The organism is Bradyrhizobium agreste (assembly GCF_016031625.1).
Classification (GTDB): Bacteria; Pseudomonadota; Alphaproteobacteria; order Rhizobiales; family Xanthobacteraceae; genus Bradyrhizobium; species Bradyrhizobium agreste.
Genome location: NZ_JACCHP010000044.1, coordinates 1 through 20,275 on the forward strand (window position 1 = coordinate 1; position 20,275 = coordinate 20,275).

The 20,275-nt window shown below is 65.5% G+C and carries 18 protein-coding genes, 1 tRNA gene and 1 pseudogene; 5 read left to right on the forward strand and 15 right to left on the reverse strand.

Features of this window, described 5'->3' with window-relative positions; translation table 11 throughout:
- Nucleotides 1–184 (reverse strand): annotated as a pseudogene (locus HZZ13_RS35790) (hypothetical protein); the annotation flags it as partial.
- Between the two features lie 206 nt (nt 185–390).
- Here HZZ13_RS35790 and HZZ13_RS35795 point away from each other — a divergent pair.
- The gene (locus tag HZZ13_RS35795) at nt 391–1,326 is read left to right on the forward strand and encodes an alpha/beta hydrolase (RefSeq protein WP_197964126.1); all 936 of its coding nucleotides are present in this window, start codon (nt 391–393) and stop codon (nt 1,324–1,326) included.
- 10 nt (nt 1,327–1,336) lie between these two features.
- Here the strand turns inward: HZZ13_RS35795 and HZZ13_RS35800 are convergent, their stop codons facing one another.
- Entirely contained in the window at nt 1,337–1,585 is a 249-nt protein-coding gene (locus tag HZZ13_RS35800) for a hypothetical protein (RefSeq protein WP_197964127.1), read from the reverse strand.
- 280 nt (nt 1,586–1,865) lie between these two features.
- Nucleotides 1,866–2,330 (reverse strand): Lrp/AsnC family transcriptional regulator, encoded by a 465-nt coding sequence (locus HZZ13_RS35805; protein ID WP_197964128.1) that lies wholly within the window; start codon nt 2,328–2,330, stop codon nt 1,866–1,868.
- Between the two features lie 158 nt (nt 2,331–2,488).
- Here HZZ13_RS35805 and HZZ13_RS35810 point away from each other — a divergent pair, with 158 nt between their 5' ends.
- Nucleotides 2,489–3,505, forward strand: a complete 1,017-nt coding sequence (locus HZZ13_RS35810) for a 1-aminocyclopropane-1-carboxylate deaminase (RefSeq protein ID WP_197964129.1) — start codon at nt 2,489–2,491, stop codon at nt 3,503–3,505.
- 205 nt (nt 3,506–3,710) lie between these two features.
- Here the strand turns inward: HZZ13_RS35810 and recQ are convergent, their stop codons facing one another.
- The 7 genes from recQ to HZZ13_RS35845 all read right to left on the reverse strand — a co-directional run bounded on the left by recQ (nt 3,711) and on the right by HZZ13_RS35845 (nt 13,146).
- Nucleotides 3,711–5,576, reverse strand: a complete 1,866-nt coding sequence (gene recQ / locus HZZ13_RS35815; protein ID WP_197964130.1) for a DNA helicase RecQ — start codon at nt 5,574–5,576, stop codon at nt 3,711–3,713.
- Nucleotides 5,577–5,819: 243 nt separating this feature from the next.
- Nucleotides 5,820–6,563, reverse strand: a complete 744-nt coding sequence (locus tag HZZ13_RS35820) for a polysaccharide deacetylase family protein (protein ID WP_197964131.1) — start codon at nt 6,561–6,563, stop codon at nt 5,820–5,822.
- A 106-nt stretch (nt 6,564–6,669) separates the two neighbouring features.
- Nucleotides 6,670–7,668: a homoserine O-succinyltransferase MetA gene (gene metA / locus HZZ13_RS35825; RefSeq protein ID WP_197964132.1), complete on the reverse strand. Its 999-nt coding sequence runs from the start codon at nt 7,666–7,668 to the stop codon at nt 6,670–6,672.
- A 12-nt stretch (nt 7,669–7,680) separates the two neighbouring features.
- Nucleotides 7,681–8,982 carry an O-acetylhomoserine aminocarboxypropyltransferase/cysteine synthase family protein gene (locus HZZ13_RS35830; RefSeq protein ID WP_197964133.1) on the reverse strand — a complete coding sequence of 434 codons (1,302 nt, stop codon included), beginning with the start codon at nt 8,980–8,982 and terminating at the stop codon, nt 7,681–7,683.
- 249 nt (nt 8,983–9,231) lie between these two features.
- The gene (locus HZZ13_RS35835; RefSeq protein ID WP_197964134.1) at nt 9,232–10,794 is read right to left on the reverse strand and encodes an amidase family protein; all 1,563 of its coding nucleotides are present in this window, start codon (nt 10,792–10,794) and stop codon (nt 9,232–9,234) included.
- A gap of 125 nt (nt 10,795–10,919) precedes the next feature.
- Entirely contained in the window at nt 10,920–11,954 is a 1,035-nt protein-coding gene (locus tag HZZ13_RS35840) for an aldo/keto reductase (protein WP_197964135.1), read from the reverse strand.
- A gap of 10 nt (nt 11,955–11,964) precedes the next feature.
- A complete protein-coding gene (locus HZZ13_RS35845; protein ID WP_197964136.1) occupies nt 11,965–13,146 on the reverse strand; it encodes an MFS transporter in 1,182 nt (393 codons plus the stop codon).
- 98 nt (nt 13,147–13,244) lie between these two features.
- Here HZZ13_RS35845 and HZZ13_RS35850 point away from each other — a divergent pair, with 98 nt between their 5' ends.
- Nucleotides 13,245–14,198 carry a LysR family transcriptional regulator gene (locus HZZ13_RS35850; protein ID WP_197964137.1) on the forward strand — a complete coding sequence of 318 codons (954 nt, stop codon included), beginning with the start codon at nt 13,245–13,247 and terminating at the stop codon, nt 14,196–14,198.
- A 207-nt stretch (nt 14,199–14,405) separates the two neighbouring features.
- Here HZZ13_RS35850 and HZZ13_RS35855 read toward each other — a convergent pair.
- Nucleotides 14,406–14,495: transfer RNA gene (locus HZZ13_RS35855), tRNA-Ser, on the reverse strand.
- Between the two features lie 193 nt (nt 14,496–14,688).
- On the opposite strand from HZZ13_RS35855, the gene HZZ13_RS35860 reads away from it, so the two are divergent.
- Nucleotides 14,689–15,030, forward strand: a complete 342-nt coding sequence (locus tag HZZ13_RS35860; protein ID WP_197964138.1) for a hypothetical protein — start codon at nt 14,689–14,691, stop codon at nt 15,028–15,030.
- Nucleotides 15,031–15,079: 49 nt separating this feature from the next.
- On the opposite strand, the gene HZZ13_RS35865 is transcribed toward HZZ13_RS35860, so the two are convergent.
- From HZZ13_RS35865 to HZZ13_RS35875, 3 genes are all read right to left on the reverse strand, one after another.
- The gene (locus HZZ13_RS35865; RefSeq protein ID WP_197964139.1) at nt 15,080–16,543 is read right to left on the reverse strand and encodes a trehalose-6-phosphate synthase; all 1,464 of its coding nucleotides are present in this window, start codon (nt 16,541–16,543) and stop codon (nt 15,080–15,082) included.
- Nucleotides 16,544–16,785: 242 nt separating this feature from the next.
- Nucleotides 16,786–17,604, reverse strand: coding sequence for a trehalose-phosphatase (gene otsB, locus HZZ13_RS35870; protein WP_197964140.1), 819 nt, complete (start codon nt 17,602–17,604; stop codon nt 16,786–16,788).
- Between the two features lie 4 nt (nt 17,605–17,608).
- Nucleotides 17,609–19,096, reverse strand: coding sequence for an MFS transporter (locus tag HZZ13_RS35875; protein ID WP_197964141.1), 1,488 nt, complete (start codon nt 19,094–19,096; stop codon nt 17,609–17,611).
- A 182-nt stretch (nt 19,097–19,278) separates the two neighbouring features.
- Here HZZ13_RS35875 and HZZ13_RS35880 point away from each other — a divergent pair, with 182 nt between their 5' ends.
- Nucleotides 19,279–19,668: a DUF3175 domain-containing protein gene (locus tag HZZ13_RS35880; RefSeq protein ID WP_197964142.1), complete on the forward strand. Its 390-nt coding sequence runs from the start codon at nt 19,279–19,281 to the stop codon at nt 19,666–19,668.
- Nucleotides 19,669–19,805: 137 nt separating this feature from the next.
- Here HZZ13_RS35880 and HZZ13_RS35885 read toward each other — a convergent pair.
- A partial coding sequence (locus HZZ13_RS35885) for a methyl-accepting chemotaxis protein (protein ID WP_246504693.1) occupies nt 19,806–20,275 on the reverse strand: 470 nt, incomplete at its 5' end.

Here is a 20,275-nt window from a genome sequence, read left to right on the forward strand (position 1 = left end):
GCACGTCTGCAAGCCGCGCTGCCAAGGCCACCAGATCACCGCCACCAATCGTGTACCGGCTCAGCTTCTGTGAGCCCGGCAGCAACACGCCGAGCTTCCATTTCGCTTTGCTCAGTTCAAAAGCCAGGTAAACCGTGGCATGCTCCGCCGTGGCGGGTGCGTCAATGCGATCGAGCTTGATCATCTTGGTCCTCCGAGGCTGGGTGGTTTGCAATCCAATCCTAACCTCTCTTGACCACCCGCCGCCCATAGGATCTGAGGAGACCGCGAAGCGGTCGTCTCGAAGGACGAGGCGCGCACTCAGTTCGCGCAAAGGGCCAAATGCGATAGCCCTGCCCTCCAGGGGAGGGTAAGACAGGCTATAGTGCGGTCGATGGTACGGAGTCCGCCATGCCGCTCGATCCGCTCGCAAAACGTTTGTTGACCATGATGGCTGCGGCTGCGCCGCAGGCGCGGAGCCGGCCGAGTGTGGAGGTGCGGCGGCAATCGCTGGCAAAGCTGATGCAGTTCGCCCGGGCCGAGGCGCCGGATGTGACGACCACCGACGGCATGCTGCCCGGTCCCGGCGGCGAGCTGCCCTATCGCCTCTACACGCCGGCAGGCACTGAAGCGCCCGCACCGGGCTTCGTGTTCTTTCATGGCGGCGGGCTCGTCGCCGGCAGCATTGCCACGCACGACCGCATTGCGGCGGCGTTGGCGCATACCACCGGCTGCCGCCTCGTGTCGGTCGACTACCGGCTCGCGCCGGAGCACAAATTCCCCGCCGCGGTCGAGGATGCGATCGCCGCCGCCGAATGGGTGGCGCGCGAGGCGGCATCGCTCGGCATCGACGCTGGCCGGCTCGTCATCGGCGGCGATTCCGCCGGCGCCACACTCGCGGCGATCGTGTGCCAGAATGCGGCGCAGACCGCCGGCCTCTCCATCGCCGCCCAGTGCCTGATCTGCCCGGTGCTGGACTTCGAGGACACCTCGCCCTCGCGCGAAGCCTTTGCCGAGGGCCATCTGATCGATCGCGTCACCATCGAAGCCGATCTTTCCGATTATCTGCCTGGCGGCATCGATACTGCCGATCCCCGCGTCTCTCCGTTGCGCGCGATACGCCTCACGGGCCTGCCGCCCGCGATCATCCACACCGCCGAATACGACCCGATGCGCGACGAAGGCAATGCCTATGCCCGCAAGCTGCTCGCCGCGGGGGTCGCGGTCGAGCATGTCTGCCACGATGGCATGGTCCACAATTTCCACGCCATGGGCGCAATCCTGCCGCAGGCACAGCTCGTGCTGTCGCAGATCGGCGAGCAGGTGCGGCGGGCGGTGAAGACGTGACGGCGCTTGATCACACCCGCGCGCCGATCACCGCGCGCGCTGCCGCGACATATTCCGGCCAGTGCGCGTCCGCATAGCGCTCCGCCTGCCATGCCCAGGTGATGTCGGGCGCATGCGCAGCCGCAATCGTGCGCGCGAAGCGCTCTTCCGCGACCGTCACCTCGCCGGGCTCGGCCGTGGGTGCAGCAGCCGCCGCAGCACTCGGAGCAACGGCGAGCCCCGCCAGACCGGTGAGCAGGATGCGGCGTGACGTGTTCATGGCTGTCTCCTCCATTCTTCGGCCTGCACTGTGGCGGGCGAGTGTGTCAGCGCGATCACGGCAGGGTAACCGCACCTATCCATGCCGTCCATCGCTTGCGGATAGCGCTTGACCCAAGCGGGCGATCACGTTCCAGCTAACAACGGTCTTGCCCCCAAAACCGTTTCGCAAATGCCAGGCAGATCTCGGCTATCACGTCGTGGCGCTTGCTACGGCGGAAAGGGAATGTCTGCATCGCACGAATCTCTCATGATGCGGACGGCGCATCAACAGCTGACGCCTAGAACTCCAGCGGCGCATTGTCGACGACTTCCTTCATCACGAAGAAGGTCCGGGTCTGACGCACCCCGGGGAGCGCGATCAGCTGCTCGCCGTGGATGCGGTTGAAATCCTCCATGTCGCCGACGCGGATCTTGAGGAAGTAATCGAAGTCGCCGGCGACGAGGTGGCAGTCGAGCACGAATTTCAGCTTGGCGATCGCCTGCTCGAAGGTGGCAAAGCTCTCCGGCGTCGATCGATCGAGCACGACCCCGACCATCACCAGCGTGCCCTTGGCCACCTTCTTCGGCGCGACCATGGCGCGGACCGTGGCGATGAAGCCGTCCTCGAACAGGCGCTGGGTGCGGCGGTGGCAGGTGGCGGGGCTGATCGCGACCGTTTCGGCCAGCTCGGCATTGCTCAGCCGGCCGTTATTCTGAAGCAATCTCAATATCTTGAGGTCGGTACGGTCGAGCCGGGCAGCCATGAAAGAAGCTTCCATAACTAGGTGCTTTTCTGAAAGGAATATTAGCGATTGGCGCGGCTCCCGCAAGAACTCGCGCAATGATGGCACAATATTCGAGAGCACATTTTCCCGACGCGGTGCTAGGGAGCCGCCAACACCAACGCCAATCGGGATGACCCATGAAGCTGGACAAATTTCCGCGCTATCCTTTGACCTTCGGCCCGACGCCCATCGAGAAGCTGGAGCGACTGTCAAAACATCTCGGCGGCCATGTCGAGATCTATGCCAAGCGCGAGGACTGCAATTCCGGTCTCGCCTATGGCGGCAACAAGCTGCGCAAGCTCGAATACATCATTCCCGATGCGATCGCCTCCAATGCCGATACGCTGGTTTCGATCGGCGGCGTGCAATCCAACCACACCCGCATGATCGCGGCCGTCGCGGCCAAGCTCGGCATGAAATGCCGCCTGGTGCAGGAAGCCTGGGTGCCGCACGAGGACGCCGTCTATGACCGCGTCGGCAACATCATGCTTTCGCGCATCATGGGCGCCGACGTGCGCCTGGTCGACGACGGCTTCGACATCGGCATCCGCAAGAGCTGGGAGCAAGCGATCGAGGAAGTGAAGGCCGCGGGCGGCAAGCCTTACGCCATTCCCGCCGGCGCCTCCGTGCATAAATTTGGCGGCCTCGGCTATGTCGGCTTTGCCGAGGAGGTGCGCAAGCAGGAAGCCGAGCTCGGCTTCAAGTTCGACTACATCATCGTCTGCACCGTCACCGGCTCCACCCACGCCGGCATGCTGGTCGGGTTTGCGGCGGACGGCCGTGCGCGAAAAGTGATCGGTATCGATGCCTCCTTCACGCCCGCCCAGACCAAGGCGCAGGTGCTCGAGATCGCGCAGAATACGGCAAAGCTCGTCGAGCTCGGCAAGGACCTCGTCACTGAGGACGTCGTGCTGATCGAAGACTACGCCTATCCTGCCTATGGCGTGCCGTCGGAGGAGACCAAGGAGGCGATCCGCCTCACCGCGCGCCTCGAAGGCATGATCACCGACCCCGTCTACGAGGGCAAGTCAATGCAGGGCCTGATCGATCTTGCGAAGAAGGGCTATTTCGAGAAGGGCGCGAAGATCCTCTACGCCCATCTCGGCGGCGCACCGGCGCTTAACGGATATGCCTACGCGTTCCGGAATGGGTGAGCGGCTCAGCTCGCGCCTCATACACAGCTGTCGTCCCGGACAAGCGTCAGCGCAGATCCGGGACCCATACGCCGCAGCATTAGTTTCGCGAAGATTCGTGGTTGCCGGCGTACCGCAACCACATCGGCCTGTGGTTATGGATCCCGGATTTGCGCGCGCTTTGGGTGCGCTTGTCCGGGATGACGACTCGGGAACAGGACGCGCCCTACCTTGTCCTGACGATCTGCAGCAGCTCGTCGCCGTAATGCTCCAGCTTCTTGTCGCCGATCCCCGGCACGTTGCGCAGCTCGTCCAGCGTCGTCGGCCAGGCCCGGACGATGCCGTCAATCGTGGCATCGTGCAGCACCACATAGGCCGGCACGCCGCGTTCGCGCGCGATCTCTGACCGCCAGGCGCGCAGGCGCGCGCGCAATTCGGGATCGACGTCGCCTTGCGGCGCGCTCGCCGCCGGCGCGAGGTCGCCGCGGCGCGACTTGGCGCGGCTGGCGCGAACACGCGTGCCGGGCGCCTCCTCGCGCAGCCAGACCTCGGTCTCGCCGCGCAGCACGCCGCGCGAAGACTCCGTCAGCTTGAGCGCGCCGTAGGCTTCGCTGTCGCTGCGCAAATGGCCCACCGCCACCAATTGCCGCAGCACCGTGCGCCACTGCTTCTCGTTGAGCTCGCGGCCGATGCCGAACACCGACAGCTTGTCGTGGCCGAACTGCGTGACCTTCTCGGTCAGACGCCCCACCAGCACGTCGATCAAATGCATGGCGCCGAAACGCTGGCCGGTGCGATAGACGCAGGACAATAGCTTCTGCGCCAGCACCTTGCCGTCGCGCATCTTCGGCGGGATCAGGCAATTGTCGCAATTGCCGCAGCTCTCGCCCATCACGATCTCGCCGAAATAGGCGAGCAGGCGCCGGCGCCGACAATGCGGCGTCTCGGCGAGGCCGACCAGCGCATCGAGCTTGCCGATCGAGACCCGCTTGAAATCCTCCGATCCGGCCGATTCGTCGATCATGCGGCGCTGCTGCACGATGTCGGAGAGACCGTAGGCCATCCAGGCCGTCGACGGCTTGCCGTCGCGGCCGGCGCGCCCGGTCTCCTGGTAATAGGCCTCGATGCTCTTGGGCAGGTCGAGATGGGCGACGAAACGCACGTCGGGCTTGTCGATGCCCATGCCGAAAGCGATGGTGGCGACGATGACGATGCCGTCCTCGTTGAGGAAGCGATCCTGGTTGCGCGAGCGCAAGGCTCCGTCGAGCCCGGCATGGTAGGGCAGCGCCGCAATGCCAGCCTCGGCAAGCGCGGCGGCGACCTCCTCGACGCGGTTGCGCGACAGGCAATAGACCACGCCGGCATCGCTCATGTGGCGCTCGCGGATGAATTCCTTCAGCTGCGACACCGCATTGCGCTTGTCGACGATCTCATAGCGGATGTTGGGCCGGTCGAAGCTCGAGACGAACTGCGGCGCGCACGTCAGCTGAAGCCGCTCGACGATCTCCTTGCGCGTCAGCTCGTCGGCGGTCGCGGTCAGCGCGATGCGCGGCACGTCGGGAAAGCGCTCGGCGATGACGGAAAGGCCGACATATTCGGGTCGGAAATCATGACCCCATTGCGAGACGCAATGCGCCTCGTCGACCGCAAACAGTGCCACCTTCGCCTGCGCCAGCAGCGACAGGCAGCGCGGCGTGACCAGCCGTTCCGGCGCGACATAGAGCAGGTCGAGATCGCCGGCGAGCAGACGGCGTTCGATGTCGGACGCTTCCTGCGGGGTCAGCGACGAGTTCAGCGCGGCGGCATTGACGCCAGCCTCGATCAGGCCGGCGACCTGGTCGCGCATCAACGCGATCAACGGCGAGACCACGATGCCGCAGCCTTCGCGCAGCAAGGATGGAAGCTGATAGCACAGCGACTTGCCGCCGCCGGTCGGCATCAAGACCAGGCAATTGCCGCCGTCCGTGACATGGCGGACGATCTCGCCCTGCGCGCCGCGGAATCCCGGCAGGCCGAACACCGAATGCAGCACCGACAGCGCGTCGCGGCCGTTGGTCGGCGCAGGCAGCGGAGCGTTGGAGGGAGCGGACATGGGCGGGATGGAACCAGGCCGTGAGATTCGTCACAAGGCCAGTCGCATGCTGGCGCGTGCGTGGCAAGGCTGTTGTCGGCGAGAGGCTGTCTTTCTCCCCTTGCGGGAGAGGGTGGCTCGTCGCGTGAGCGGCGAGACGGGTGAGGGGTTCTCTCCGCGAACGCAGATAGGAGTTTGCGGAGACATACCCCTCATCCGGCGCTTCGCGCCACCTTCTCCCGCAAGGGGAGAAGGAAGAAGAAGCTACGCCCCGATCCGCCGCAGCGCTTCTGCGACCGTGACGATGGGCATGTTGCGCTTGGCCGCCGCCTGCAGCGCATGACGCATCAGATGCGGCGTGCAGCCATAGGGGCTCGGCCTGTCGGTGACGTCGTGACCGTAGAAGATCAGCCAGCCGCCGCTCGCGACCGCCTCGTCGAAATAGCGATCGACCCCCGCCTCGTCGATCTCGCAATCAATCAACGGCGAGGCGCGCAGGAATTGGAGGTCGATGACGCCGCTGTTGACGCCGGGAAGAATTCCGCGCGCGGAACGAAAGGCTCTTGCCAGCTGCGGCTTGCGCCACACCGAGGCGATGCCATAGGGATGGGCGAAATTCTCCAGCGTGATCGAAGCATCGATGCCGCGGAGATGACTGCGGTTTCGTTCGATCTCGCGGGCCATCGCGGCTTCGTCGAGCGTGGCCGAGCTCTGATGCGAGAAGGTGTGGCAGGCGATCTCGTGCCCGGCGCGGTGAAGCCGGACGATGGCGCCATCCGACAGGCCGTGCCAATGCTCCGACGGCCGACCGATCAGGCTGCCGGCAAGGTAATAGGTGCCGCGGCCGCCATGTCGCTCCAGAAGCTCGGCGCCCTCGCCCGCGGCGCTGTCGGGGGCGTCGTCGAACGTGAAGCTCACCATCGGCGCATGCGCAGGCAGCCGGTGTGGCGCAGCACGGAAATGCCGGGCCAGCCGATTGCTCACGCGTCCCTGGAGTGCCGACCACACGACTGCGTTTCCCGTAATGCCTTCTCGCTCTACTGAAACATTCGTGCGCAGGTCGAGGCAAGCCTAACGCCCGGGTAATCCTAACGCCGAGCCAAGACCGCTTCGGCTAGCGCATCGACATCGACGCGTCGGCGTCCGCGCCGAGATAGCGCAACCAATTGCGGAAGAGCACCGCCGCCGCGTCGCCCGCGCCGATATCGGCGCGCAGGTTCAGCGCTGGCAGCTCGTTGCTGAGCGCCGGATGGCGCTGGTGCGCCGCCTTCCTCTCGAAGCGAGTCAGCTTCTCTTCCGTCGCTGCATCAAAATAACTCGCCGGCAGGCGCGGATAGGTCTCCCGCTCCCGCGCGAGGTAGCGGCCGATGTCACGCAGATATTCGCGCTGCAGCGACAGCGCGTCATATTCCGGGTGACCCTGGAAGAAGACGAAGCGGCTGGCATATTGGCGAACGAAGACATCGACGCCGGCCTCCTCCGACCGTGTCAGCACCTGATAGCCGGCCTGCACAAGGTCGCTCTCGGCGATCTCGTTCAGGCGTGAATGCGAGACCTTGAGCGGCGCGGGCGCAGAGCGGATCAGCGAATCGTCCGTGACGACTTCGCAATCGAAAATGCCGTGACATTTGGCCGGCAGCCGCCGCCGTTCGACGCCGTCGAGGTGCATCACCGCGGCATGCGCGGCAAGGCACGACCAGATCGTCGAACGGGTGTTGGCCTTGGCCCAGTCGATCAGGTTGGTGAGGTCGCGCCAGTACGGCTCCCGCTCGAGTTCGGGTGCGATCGGCTCCGCGCCTGTTACGATCAGCCCGTCGAATTTGCCGCGCTCGAGATCGGAAAGGTCGGAATATTCGCTCTCCACATGCCACTTCGCTTCCGGCGACCGCTTCACGCTGGGAAGCGAGAAGCAGTGGAAGCGGATACGGCGCGAGCCCGCTGCGTCCTGAAGCAGCTTCATGAACTGCCGCTCGGTCGCCTTCAACGCGGCATCCGGCATGTTGTTGACGAGGCCGATGGTGAGCTCGGCGCCGGCATCGCTCGCGAGTTCGTGCGCGGCCGGCACCAGCGCCGGGCCCGCGATGACCTGATCCCTGTCGATCAAGATCGTCATGGCCGGCGCTGTCTACTCCGCGGCCTCGCGGCGCGCCGACGGGCAGGCCTTTTCCAGCGCCTGATCGATGTCCGCAATGATGTCGGAGACATGCTCGATGCCGATCGACAGACGGATCGTCTCCGGCAGCACGCCGGCGGCGCGCTGCTGCTCCGCCGACATCTGGCGATGGGTGGTCGAGGCCGGGTGGCAGGCGAGCGACTTGGCATCGCCGATATTGACGAGGCGCGTGATCAGCTTCAGCGCATCGTAGAACGTCTTGCCGGCCTCCATGCCGCCCTTGATGCCGAAGGTGAACAGCGAGGAGGCGTTGCCGCTCAGGTACTTCTGCACCAGGGGATAATAGGGGCTGTCCGGAAAACCGGTGTAATTGACCCAGGCCACGCGCGGATCGTCGCGCAGGAATTCGGCGACCTTGCGGGCGTTCTCGACATGGCGCTCCATGCGCAGCGCCACGGTCTCGATGCCCTGGAGCAGCAGGAAGGCGTTGAACGGCGACAGCACCGAGCCCATGGTGCGCTGATACACGCTGCGCGCCCGCTCGATATAGGCGGTCTTGCCGAAGCGCTCGGCATAGACGAGGCCGTGATAGGAAGCGTCGGGCTTGTTATAGGCCGGGAAGCGGTCGGCGTACCTGGCCCAGGGGAAATTTCCGGAATCCACGATGGCGCCGCCGAGCGTGGTGCCGTGCCCGCCCAGGAACTTGGTCAGCGAATGCACCGCGATGTCGGCCCCGTAGTCGAACGGCTTGAAGAGGATCGGAGTTGCCACGGTGTTGTCGACGATCAGCGGCACGCCATGCGCATGCGCGACCTTCGCCAGCGCCTCGATGTCGCAGACATTGCCGGCGGGATTGCCGATGGTCTCGGCGAACACGGCGCGGGTGTTGTCGTCGATCAGCTTCTCGACCGCCTCAGGCTTATCGCTCTCTGCGAAACGGCCGATGATGCCCTGGCGCGGCAGGATGTGGGAGAGCAGCGTGTGCGTGGTGCCGTAGAGCTGCGGCACGGAGACGATGTTGCCACCGTGATCGGCGACATTGACGAAGGCGAAATGCAGCGCGGCCTGCCCGGTCGCGACCGCAAGCGCGCCGACGCCGCCTTCGAGCTGGGCGATGCGTTTCTCCAGCACTGCGCTGGTCGGATTGGCGATGCGGCTGTAGCGAAAGCCTTCGGTCTCGAGATTGAACAGGGCCGCGCCGTGATCGGCGCTGTCGAAGGCGTAGGCCGCGGTCTGGTAGATCGGCACGGCCACGGCGTGCGTGGTGGCTTCAGGCTCGTAGCCGGCGTGAATAGCGATCGTCTCGTTGCGCATCGTGCCACCTCCGCGTGGAGCGGGCCGCACTTATTTGGCCTAGAATGAGGCCTGTGCGTTATCCGCCGCTCCTCTGTTAGAGGCGGGTGGTAAAGCGGACAATAATTCGCCTAGAGATCGAGGAAGTAACCCTAACGCTTGCTCGCGGACTGACTGAAATTCGGGTTAAGGCCGATTAACCAACGCCCGCAGGCACCCTCTCCCACAAGGACGAGGGTGCCACCGTCAACGCTGCGATAGCTCGCGGCATCAGCCCATCTGCTCCCACAGCCGATGTGCAAGCACGCCGACGCGCTTCTCGATCGCGGCTGCGGCATCGAGTGCGAGATCCTCGCGGTAGCGCCCGGCGATCAGTTGCACGCCGATCGGCTTGCGCTCATGCAGCGCCACCGGCACCACCGCGCCGGGCAGGCCCAGCACGTTGATGGCGGAGATGAAGCGGATCTCGCCCCAGAAGATCTCGCGCACGCGCTCGGGGCTGACGGTGTCCTCGCGGGGGCCCGGCGTCGGCTTCACCGTGGTCGGCGCCAGCACGATCGGATAGTCCTCGAAGAACAATTGCCAGGCGCGGATATGGCGGTTGCGCGCGGCGGTGGCCTGCATCCAGCCCTTGAGATCGAGCACGTTGGCCTTCGCCTTCATGCCGCCCCAAGCCTTGTGAAAATCCTCGGACGTGACCTTCAACATGGCGGCCTCCTGCATCATTACGGTCTCGTTGGTGATGATGTCGCACCAGGTTTGCCAGACGCCGTTGATGTCGGGCACGTCGATCTCGCTGACGCGATAGCCGGACCGCTCCAGATGATCGGCAGCCTGGCGCAGCGCCGCGGCGACGGACGGATCGACATCCATGTCCTCGGGGATTTTTGCCAGCGCGACCTTGATCGGCCGCTTCGGCCGCTCGCCGACCAGCGGCGCCGGCACCCACCAGGGATCGCGCGGATCGCGCTGACTCATGACCTCCAAGGCGAGGCGCACGTCGGCGACGTGGCGCGCGAGCGGCCCCTGCGCCGACATCAGATGTGCCAGCATCGGCCGCTCCGACGTCGCGCTTCCGTTGAATGCGGGGATGCGGCCCTGCGTCGGCTTGATGGTGGCGACGCCATTGCAATGCGCCGGCCAGCGCAGCGAGCCGCCGATGTCGTTGCCGTGGGCGATGGTGCCGATGCCCGCCGCGACCGCCGAGCCCGCCCCGCCCGACGAGCCGCCGCAGGTGATGTCGGGATCCCAGGGGTTGAGCGTCAGCCCGTGCAGGGGATTGTCGGTGAAGCCGCGGAAGGAGAATTCGGGCGTGTTGGTGAGACCGATGACGATCGCGCCTGATTTCTTCAGGTTGCGCACCACGGGCGAGTCGGAGGGTGCGATGAGGTCCTTGTTGGCGGGTACGCCGTTGAAATTCGGCCGCCCCTCGTAGTCTACATTTTCCTTGATCGTAATCGGCACGCCGTGCAGGAGGCCGAGCTCGCCACCCTTGGCGCGCTGCTTGTCGGCCGCATGCGCAGCCTTCAGCGCGTCTTCCGAGAGATCGACGACGACGGCATTGAGCTTCGGATTGACCGCGTGCATCCGTTCGAGATGCGCTTCGACCGTCTCGACCGCGGAGATGGCGCCGGAGCGGATCGCAGCCGCGGTCTCCACGGCCGACCATTGCCATGGCTGACCCGACGGGCGCCGCGGCTTCGCCGATTTGCCGACGGCCGTCTTTCGTGCCGGTTTCGCGACCGCCCCCTTGCGGGCCCCCGCTTTCGTCGCGAATCGCGTTGCCGCCTTTTTCCCCGCAGTCTTCTTCTTGGTCGCCGTCTTCTTCGCCACGCCAGCCTCTCCTGGAAATTGTGAGGCGGAGGTTAGGGACGACGTGCGACCGTGTACAGGCGCGATTCTGCATGGCGCATTGTCGCGACGCTCTGTCGCAATCGCAGCCGTCGATGAGCGCGCTCCTACACCAGCGGTGGATTGATCCGCGCAAAGCCATCCTGGATGCGATACGGATAATAGGGATAAGGCGGCATCACCGCGCTGACCTCGTCGAGCCGCTTGATCTGGTCCGCGCTCAGCGACCAGCCGACGGCGCCGAGATTGTCGCGCAGCTGCGCCTCGTCGCGTGCCCCGATGATCACGGAGGAGACCGTGGGACGCGACAGCAGCCAGGCAATCGCGGCCTGCGGCACGGTACGACCGGTCTCCGCGGCAATCGCATCCAGCACGTCAACGACCGCATGGAGGCGCGCATCGTCCACGGGCGGACCGAACTGTGCGGTGGCATGCAGGCGGCTTCCTTGCGGCAGCGGCTGGTCGCGCCGGATCTTTCCCGTGAGCCGGCCCCAGCCCAGCGGGCTCCAGACCAGTGCGCCGACGCCCTGATCGCGCGCGAGCGGCATCAGCTCCCATTCATAGTCCCGCCCGAGCAGCGAGTAATAGACCTGGTGCGCGACATAGCGCGGCCAGCCATGCCGGTCCGCGATGGCGAGCGACTTCATCAGCTGCCAGCCGGCGAAATTCGAGACGCCGACATAGCGCAGCTTGCCGGCGCGCACGAGCATATCGAGCGTGGACAGCACCTCCTCGATCGGCGTGAACGCGTCGAAGGCGTGGAGCTGAAGCAGATCGACATGGTCCGTGCCGAGCCGTCGTAGCGCCGCATCGACCGAGGCAAGCAGCCGCCGCCGCGACGAGCCGGCATCGAGCGGACCGTCGCCCATCGGCAGGCTCATCTTGGTCGAGATCAGCACCTTGTCGCGGCGCCCCTTGATCGCAGCGCCGAGGATCTCCTCGGAGGCGCCGTTCGAATAGACATCGGCGCTGTCGAACAGATTGACGCCGGCATCAAGGCAGATATCGACAAGCCTGAGGGCCTCATCGGTGCCGCTGCGGCCCCAGGCGGAGAACAATGGACCCTGGCCGCCGAACGTGCCGGTGCCGAAGCTGAGGACGGGAACTTTGAGCCCGGAAGCGCCTAGATTGCGGTATTCCATGATCGCTCTCCTATTCGGCCGGGCACGCCGCGGCTGCGGTGGCCGTGCGATCGAGCTGCAGACTCCACAGCGCCAGCACGAGACCAATGGCCGTGATCCCGGCCGCAACCAGCGGCAGCGCGGAGAGACCGAGCCCGTGGTCGATGGTGACGCCACCGACCCAGGCGCCGAGTGCGTTGCCGAGATTGAACGCGGCGATGTTGAGGCTGGAGGCGAGCGTCCGGCCGCTCGGGCCGGCAGCCTCCAATACGCGAAGCTGGAGCGGCGCGACGGTTGCGAAAGCGGCGATGCCAAGTAGCAGGATCAGCACGATTGCTGCGATCTTGATCGACAGCACGGCGGCCAGGCCAAGCAGCACGATAGCGAGCGCTGCGAGCGTGCCGATCAGGGCGCGCGCGAGGCCTGTGTCAGCGAGCTTGCCGCCGGCGACATTGCCGATCGCAAGACCGACGCCGAACACCAGCAGGATCGGCGACACTGCGGTCTCCGAAAAGCCGGTGAAGCGCGTCAGGATCGGCTGGATGTAGGTGAAGACGACGAACAGGCCGGCGAAGCCGAACACGGTCATCGCAAGACCGAGCAGCACCTGCGGACGGCCGAGCACGGCCACTTCCTCGGCAAGCGAGATCGGCTTGTCGTCGTTGCCGACATGGCCCGGCACCAGCGCGGCGACGACCGCGAACGCGATCAGGCCGATGACGGTCACCGCCCAGAACGCCGCGCGCCAACCGAGCATCAGGCCGAACCAGGCACCGAAGGGCACGCCCAGCAGCGTCGCGACCGTCAGGCCGATAAACATGGTGGCGATTGCGGAGGCACGCTTGTCCTCGGCGACGAGGCTGGTGGCCACCACCGAGCCGACGCCGAAGAACGTGCCGTGCGCGAGCGAGGTCAGCACGCGTGCGGCCATCAGCAATTCGTAAGTCGGCGCCAGCGCGCAAGCTGCGTTGCCGAGCGTGAAGATCGCCATCAAGGCCAGCAGCACGGTTTTCCGCGGCATGCGCCGCGTCGCCAGCGTCAGTACCGGCGCGCCAACGAACACGCCGAGCGCATAGCCTGATATCAGCAGGCCCGCGACCGGCACCGAGACGCGCATGTCGGCGGCGACCTGCAGCAGCAGGCCCATGATGATGAATTCGGTGGTGCCGATGCCGAAGGCACCGGCGGTGAGCGCGAGGACGGCGGGAGGCATGCGTTGCTCCAAGGGATGAGACGAGCCACGCAGATAGCTGCACCGGGGCAAAACCATTAGGATGTCCGCAATCCAATCATTTGTGACATGAATTCAACATGGCCCGTTTCGACACGAACCGCTCGGCCGAGATGGAGGTCTTCGTCCGCGTCGTCGACCTCGGCGGCTTCACCCAGGCCGCACGAAAGCTGCGCCTGACGCCATCGGGCGTCAGCAAGCTGATCTCGCGTCTGGAGGCGCGCCTCGGCGCGCGGCTCGTCAACCGCACCACGCGCAAGCTGACGCTGACGGCGGAAGGCCAGGCCTTCTACGAGCGCTCGTTGCGCATCCTCGCCGAGATGGAGGAGGCCGAGCGCGAAGCGGCCTCGGGCGCGGCGCCGCGCGGCCGCCTCACGGTCAATTGCAACATTCCCTTCGGCATGCTGCATGTGATGCCGTTGATCCCGCGCTTTCTAAAGCAGCATCCCGACGTCACGCTTGATCTCGTGCTGACCGATACGGTGATCGACCTGATGCAGGAGCGCGCCGACGTCGCCATCCGCGTCGGTCCCTTACGCGCCTCGCGCCTGGTCGCGCGAAAGCTCGGCACCAGCCGCATGGTCGTGGTCGGCGCGCCGGATTATCTCGCCCGCTGCGGCACGCCGAAGATTCCGGCCGATCTCGCCGACCACCGCGGCATCGGCTGGACCTTTCCGCGCAGCATCCGCGGCTGGCCGTTCAGGCGTGGCGACCACGCCGAGGAGGCCCTGCCCCCGCCCGTCGCGCGCGCCAGCGACGGCGAAGCCGCCCGCCGCCTCTGCCTCGGCGGTATCGGTCTCGCGCGCCTCGCGCTCTTCCACATCGGCCCCGACATCGAATCCGGCCGCCTCGTCCCGGTGCTGCAAAGCTACAATCCCGGCGACCGCGAAGATATCCACGCCGTCTATGTCGGCCACACCGCCCCACTCCCGGCACGCGTGCGCGCGTTCATCGATTTTCTGGCGGAGCATGTGAAGGTGAGCGATCCGGCGCTGAAGCGAGCCGGAGACGGGAGGTGGAAATTGACGGGGTAAGATCGCGGCGGAGGGCTCAGAAGAAGTTTGACCCCGGCCGGCTTGCCGAGCCGAAGCAAACGGCAACAAGTCCGCCTTCGCCCTGCGGGCTTCGGCGCGACAGCGTGGAGTGACCTGCAACCTTCGACAACCCGTTCGGCACGAGGTTGTCACCCATGTCTCAGGTACGATTCGTTACCTATGTGTCCGGGCTGGACACCCACTGGCTGGCGGAGAGAGTGGGATTCGAACCCACGGTACGGTTTCCCGCACACACGCTTTCCAAGCGTGCGCCTTAAGCCACTCGGCCATCTCTCCGGAGCGCCCTCTCTTGAAGGGGCGCAGACAATTTTGCAAGGGACCGCGGGACAAATCGGATGATTTTCCGCAACTTATTGTATTTACAGCACAATATCAGTCTCGATACGCGCATGGACTGACCGATGGCTGAACCGCGGGCGGCTCTGGCGCGACGATTCACGGCAGGCCGCCAAACACGACCGGGGACGCCATGACCGTCTACAAGACCATCGCGGCCTTGAGCCTGATTTCGGCCCTCGGCACGGCCCTTGCCGCCCCGGCCCTGGCCCAGGTCTGCACCCGGCACGGTGTCGACGTCAGCTGCGACGACGGCCGGCGCGGCGTGCTTTCGGGCGATGCCATCCTCTGGCCGGACGGTACGCGATCGAGCTCGACGCCGCATCAGAGCGTCATCATCGGCAACAAGAGCTCGGTGCATGTCGGGCCCGGCGTGTTCGTCGGCCAGGGCAAGGGCGTGGTGCCGCTGGACGATCCGAACGCGCCGAACAAGCGACAATGCGCGATCCTGGACGGCGTGTCGTATTGTTATTGAGGCTGGGGTTTTCACCTCTCCCCGCAAGTACCGGGGAGAGGGAGAAGACCTAGATCAAGCGCACGCCTGAGATCGCCGACTTCAGCCAGCGCAGCGCCTGCGGCGGCTGGGCCGCGAGCGGCGCCACGGCGGCCTTCTCGGTGCGGCACTTCTCGAGCCCGGCAACGAAATCGGCGGACCATTGCTGGATGGTGTGGCCGCGCAGCTTCTTCATCATCGCGTCCCAGCGCATCTTGCGCTCGGTGAGCGGCATCGATGCCGCGACTGCGATCATGCGGGCCATGCCGTCGATGTCGTGCGGATTGACCAGCAGCGCGGCGTCGAGCTCGTTGGCGGCGCCGGCGAATTTCGACAGCACCAGCACGCCGGGATCGGCCGGGTTTTGCGCGGCGACATATTCCTTGGCGACGAGATTCATGCCGTCATGCAGCGGCGTCACCACGCCGATCTGCGCGGTGCGGTAGAGACCCGCGAGCACGGCCTGGCTGAAGCCTTTGTTCAAATAGCGGATCGGCGTCCAGTCGACCTCGCCGTGGCGGCCGTTGACGTCGGTGACGAGGCGCGCGACCTCGTTCTGGAGATTGCCATAGGCCTCGATGCCGCCGCGCGAGGGATTGGCGATCTGGAGCAGCGAGATGCTGCGCGCAAACTGCGGCTGCTCGGTCCAGAGCCGGTCGAACGCGCTGATGCGGTTGACGAGACCCTTGGAATAGTCGAGCCGGTCGACGCCGATCGCGAGGCGCTCGCCGTTGAGGCTGCGGCGCAGGCGCGACACATCCGGATGCGCGGCTGACTTCGCGGCATAGGCGGCGAACTTCTCCGCATCGATGCCGATGGGAAAGACTTCGCACCGCGTGCGACCGTGCTGCGAGATTACGACGCCGTCCTCGATGGCGAGGCCGAGCTCGGCGCCTACATAGCCGAGGAAGTTCTGCCGGTCTTCCTCGGTCTGGAAGCCGAGCAGATCGTAAGCCAGCATCGCCGTGATCAGCTCGCGATGATTGGGCACGCCCTGCATCACCGCGGCGACGGGCCACGGCGTATGCAGGAAGAAGCCGATGGGATCATCGACGCCGAGCTCGCGCAGCTCGGCGCCGAGCGCGAGGAAATGATAGTCTTGCACCCAGAACGCGGTCCGGGCTTTGCGGAAACGCAGCAAGGCGCGCGCCATGAAAGCGTTGACCTCGCGATAGCTGACATAGTCCTCGCGCGAGACGCGGATCAGATCGCTGCGCGAGTGCAGCGCCGGCCACAACGCCGAATTGGCGAAGCCCTCGTAATAACCGCCGTAATGCGCCGCCGGCAGATCCAGCGTCGCAATCGCGCCTGTCCCGAGCGCCTCGATCTCGGCGAACGGTTCCTTCTGATGACCATCACGCACCCGGCCGGAGGAACCGACCCAGATCGCACCAGAATATTCCACCACGGGAAGCAATGCCGCCGCAAGGCCGCCCGTCATGGGCTCGTTGGGTTTGCCGCGGGCGACGCGATTCGAAACGACGATCAAGTTCACAGGTCGTCCCCTCCTGTTCATTCCACCCCGTTTAACTGCCGTTCATCAATATGGTTCCTGACCATCGTTTCAACCAATTGAAACCAAAATCGGGCGCGCGCGTTGGAACTGGTTTCGCTGGCGGAACTGGGGAATTTCGCTGCAAAGACAGCTTTTCCGTTTCTATAGCGTGGCATGCATTGCGGCGCGCAACGGCGTTGCGCTGAGGGCATTTATGTCTGCGAGGTGGCGCCGCCTTCGTTTCACCTCGGATCGAGCAGGCGCGCAAGGAACGCACGCACATCGCTCGGCGCATCGAAGTGGCCATTCACGCCCATGGCGCGGCGGCCGACCGAGAAGGCGAGCCCGTCCATGTCGGGCATGATCGCGAACACCGTTTCATCGGTGACGTCGTCGCCGATGAACAACGGGCGTCGTCCGCTGAACGGCTCGTGCTTCATCAATTCGCGCACGCCGCTCGCCTTGGTGAAGCCGGAATGCTTGATCTCGCAGACGAACTTGCCCGGCAGCACCTCGATCGGCGCATTGGGCAGATCGGCGCGGATCAGCGAAACGGATTCGTAAATCGCCTTCTCCGCATGCGGCGCAAGGCGGTAATGCAGCGCGAGCGAATAGCCCTTGTCCTCGAGCAGGATGCCAGGGCTGAGCTTGGCGATGGCGGCCAGACGCCGCTTCAGCTCCTTGTCGAGCGGCGGCGCGTGCACGTCATCTGCTTCACTGTCCACCGACAGCCGCATCTCCGCGCCATGGCCGGCGACGGCGCGGAACACGTCGGGCGCGAAGATCAGGTCGATGTCGTTGAGCGAGCGGCCGCTCACCAGCGCCAGCGCCCCGGAGGTGCGCTCGGTCAGATGCTTCAGTGTTTCCGACAGGCCCGGCGGCACCCACACCTCGCGCGGCGTCGGCATCAACTCGAGCAGCGTGCCGTCGATGTCGAGCAGAATGGCGATTTCATCGAGATGCGGTACCAGCGCATGCGGCACCGGCACCGTTTCCGGCGTATCGTCATCCAGCATGGTGCGCTTCTGGTCCAACGCCATTTCCGCAAGTTCCGATTTCATCAGTCTACTCCATAAAGGCGAGCGGGCGCGCGACATGTTCGAGCGATTTGCGCTCCGCGGAGACGGCATAACGCCACGCCACGATCGCAGCCGCGATCATCAGGACTGCCCCCAGCAGATAGCCGGCGAACACGCTGTTGCGTGATCCCGTGTCGATCAGCGCGCCGAACAGCGCCGGCCCGATCACGCCGCCGATGCCGGTGCCGACCGCATAGAACACCGCGATCGCCAGTGCGCGCACTTCGAGCGGGAAATTCTCGCTGACGGTAAGATAGGCCGCGCTCGCGGCGGGCGAAGCGAAGAAGAAGATCACCATCCAGGCGATGGTCTGCCCCTGCGCGCTCAGCACGCCGATCGAGAACAGATAGCCTGACAGCGCCAGCAACAGGCCCGATGCGCCATAGGTGAACATGATCATGGTGCGGCGGCCGAGCGTATCGAACAGACGGCCGAGCAGCAGGGGCCCGAGGAAATTGCCGGCAGCGAAGGGTAAGAGGTACCAGCCGACTTGATCGGCGCTGATGCCGTAGAAATCGGTCAGCACCAGCGCGAAGGTGAAGAAGATGGCGTTGTAGAAGAACGCCTGCGCACTCATCAGCACGAGGCCGACCAGCGCACGCTGGCGATAGGCCGAGAACAACGTGTGGACGACCTCACTGATTGGCGTGTGATCGCGCATCTTCAAGCGGATCTTGGTGAAGCGCCCGTCGGTCGTATCCTGGTCATGACCGATCACCGAGCGCTCGATCCCGTCGACGATGGCATGGGCCTCGTCGGGGCGGCCATGGATCATCAGCCAGCGCGGACTCTCCGGGATCCACATCCGCATCAAGAGAACGACGAGGCCGACGGCGGCACCGATCAGATAGGCCAGGCGCCAGCCGAGATCGGGCCCGATCACTGCGGGATCGAGCAGCACGATGGCCGCCACGGCGCCCATCGCAGCGCCGATCCAGAAGCTGCCGTTGATCACGAGATCGGTCCAGCCGCGATAGCGTGCGGGCACCAGCTCCTGGATCGTCGAGTTGATCGCGGTGTACTCGCCGCCGATGCCGGCGCCGGTGAGGAAGCGGAACAGCGCGTAGCTCGCGACATCCCATGACAGCGCGGTTGCGGCCGTTGCCGAGAGATAGAGCGCGAGCGTGATGAAGAACAGCTTCTTGCGGCCGATACGATCGGTCAGCCAGCCGAAGCCGAGCGCACCTAACACGGCGCCCGCGAGATAGGCGGAGTTCGCGATGCCGAGCTCGAGATTGGAGAAATGCAGCGACGGGCTCTGCTTCAGCGCCCCCGAGAGCGCACCGGCCAGAGTCACCTCGAGGCCGTCAAGGATCCAGGTGATGCCCAGCGCGAGCACGACGCGGGTGTGAAAGCCGCTCCACGGCAGCCCATCGAGCCGCGAGGGAATGCTGGTCTCGACGATGCGGTCGGTCGCGGCCGCCGCCGGGACTACGGGTGCATAGTTCAGCACTGGGCTTTGCTGCAATTCCATCGGGTTGTTGCGTCTGATCAATGGAAGCGGCCCCGGTTCACATGACGTGGACGGGGTCGATCCGATCATCGGGGTGCGGCATTCTGCCTGCCACCCGCGACAACGTTTGCGGCGGGGCCGGGTTCCCGGGGGAACAGTCTCCAAGAACACCCGTTTCCGATTGAGCCCCAGGGAGTTGACGCATGGCTCGGGTCAGAAAGACGACACATTCAAGGAAGACAGGCGCACGAAAGACAGGCGCGCGCAAAACCGCGCGTCGCAAGGTGAGCACGACGCGCAAGAGGTCAAGTCGTCGTGCGGCACCGAAGCGCTGGTCGCAACGGGTGACGCAGGAGAGCGACGCGCTCGATCTCAAGCGCGGCGTGTTCAAGCTCAAGGACCCCAAGAAGATTGCGGCCTCGCTGAAGCGCTCGGCCGAGCACAGCTCCCGCCGCAAGACCGGCGCCTACCGCTCCGCGCTGTCGATGCTGACGTTCTACATCAACCGCGCCGGCAAGACTCTGCCGAAGACGCAGCGCACGCGGCTGGAACGGGCGAAGGTCGAGCTGAAGCGGGCGTTCGGGAGGGAGTGAGGCTTGCGCTCTTTACTCCACTGTCGTCCCGGACAAGCGTAGATCCCGACAACGCGCAGCGTTGTCTGGAGCGGAGCGCTTGTCCGGGACGACGGCTGAGTCTGAGGCGACAGCAATAGCCTCAGGCAGCCGCGACCCTACGCCGCCCTGATATTCGCCATGAAGCGGTCGAGCTCGGCGCGAAGGCGGGTGCTTTCGCTCGACAGCGTCTTGGCCGAGTTCAGCACTTCTTCCGAAGCCGAGCCGGTCTCGGCGGCGCCGCGGTTGACCTCGCCGATATCGGTGGCCGCGGTCTGGGTGCCCTGCGCAACGGTCTGGACGCTGCGGGCGATCTCCTGGGTGGCGGCGCCCTGCTGCTCCACCGCGCTCGCGATCGAGGTCGAGATCGACGAGATCTGGCCGATGGTCGCGCCGATCTCCTTGATCGCGGCAACCGATTCGGCGGTGGCGCCCTGCATGCCTGCGATATGCGAGGAGATCTCGTCGGTCGCCTTCGCGGTCTGGCTCGCCAGCGACTTCACCTCGCTCGCCACGACGGCGAAGCCGCGGCCGGCCTCGCCGGCGCGGGCGGCCTCGATGGTGGCGTTGAGCGCGAGCAAATTGGTCT

Excerpts from the sequence above, each read along its gene's own strand:
- HZZ13_RS35795 (WP_197964126.1), top strand. The coding sequence starts at position 391 with ATGCCGCTCGATCCGCTCGCAAAACGTTTGTTGACCATGATGGCTGCG.
- HZZ13_RS35800 (WP_197964127.1), bottom strand. The coding sequence starts at position 1,585 with ATGAACACGTCACGCCGCATCCTGCTCACCGGTCTGGCGGGGCTCGCC.
- HZZ13_RS35805 (WP_197964128.1), bottom strand. The coding sequence starts at position 2,330 with ATGGCTGCCCGGCTCGACCGTACCGACCTCAAGATATTGAGATTGCTT.
- HZZ13_RS35810 (WP_197964129.1), top strand. The coding sequence starts at position 2,489 with ATGAAGCTGGACAAATTTCCGCGCTATCCTTTGACCTTCGGCCCGACG.
- recQ (WP_197964130.1), bottom strand. The coding sequence starts at position 5,576 with ATGTCCGCTCCCTCCAACGCTCCGCTGCCTGCGCCGACCAACGGCCGC.
- metA (WP_197964132.1), bottom strand. The coding sequence starts at position 7,668 with ATGACGATCTTGATCGACAGGGATCAGGTCATCGCGGGCCCGGCGCTG.
- HZZ13_RS35830 (WP_197964133.1), bottom strand. The coding sequence starts at position 8,982 with ATGCGCAACGAGACGATCGCTATTCACGCCGGCTACGAGCCTGAAGCC.
- HZZ13_RS35840 (WP_197964135.1), bottom strand. The coding sequence starts at position 11,954 with ATGGAATACCGCAATCTAGGCGCTTCCGGGCTCAAAGTTCCCGTCCTC.
- HZZ13_RS35845 (WP_197964136.1), bottom strand. The coding sequence starts at position 13,146 with ATGCCTCCCGCCGTCCTCGCGCTCACCGCCGGTGCCTTCGGCATCGGC.
- HZZ13_RS35850 (WP_197964137.1), top strand. The coding sequence starts at position 13,245 with ATGGCCCGTTTCGACACGAACCGCTCGGCCGAGATGGAGGTCTTCGTC.
- HZZ13_RS35860 (WP_197964138.1), top strand. The coding sequence starts at position 14,689 with ATGACCGTCTACAAGACCATCGCGGCCTTGAGCCTGATTTCGGCCCTC.
- otsB (WP_197964140.1), bottom strand. The coding sequence starts at position 17,604 with ATGAAATCGGAACTTGCGGAAATGGCGTTGGACCAGAAGCGCACCATG.
- HZZ13_RS35875 (WP_197964141.1), bottom strand. The coding sequence starts at position 19,096 with ATGGAATTGCAGCAAAGCCCAGTGCTGAACTATGCACCCGTAGTCCCG.
- HZZ13_RS35880 (WP_197964142.1), top strand. The coding sequence starts at position 19,279 with ATGGCTCGGGTCAGAAAGACGACACATTCAAGGAAGACAGGCGCACGA.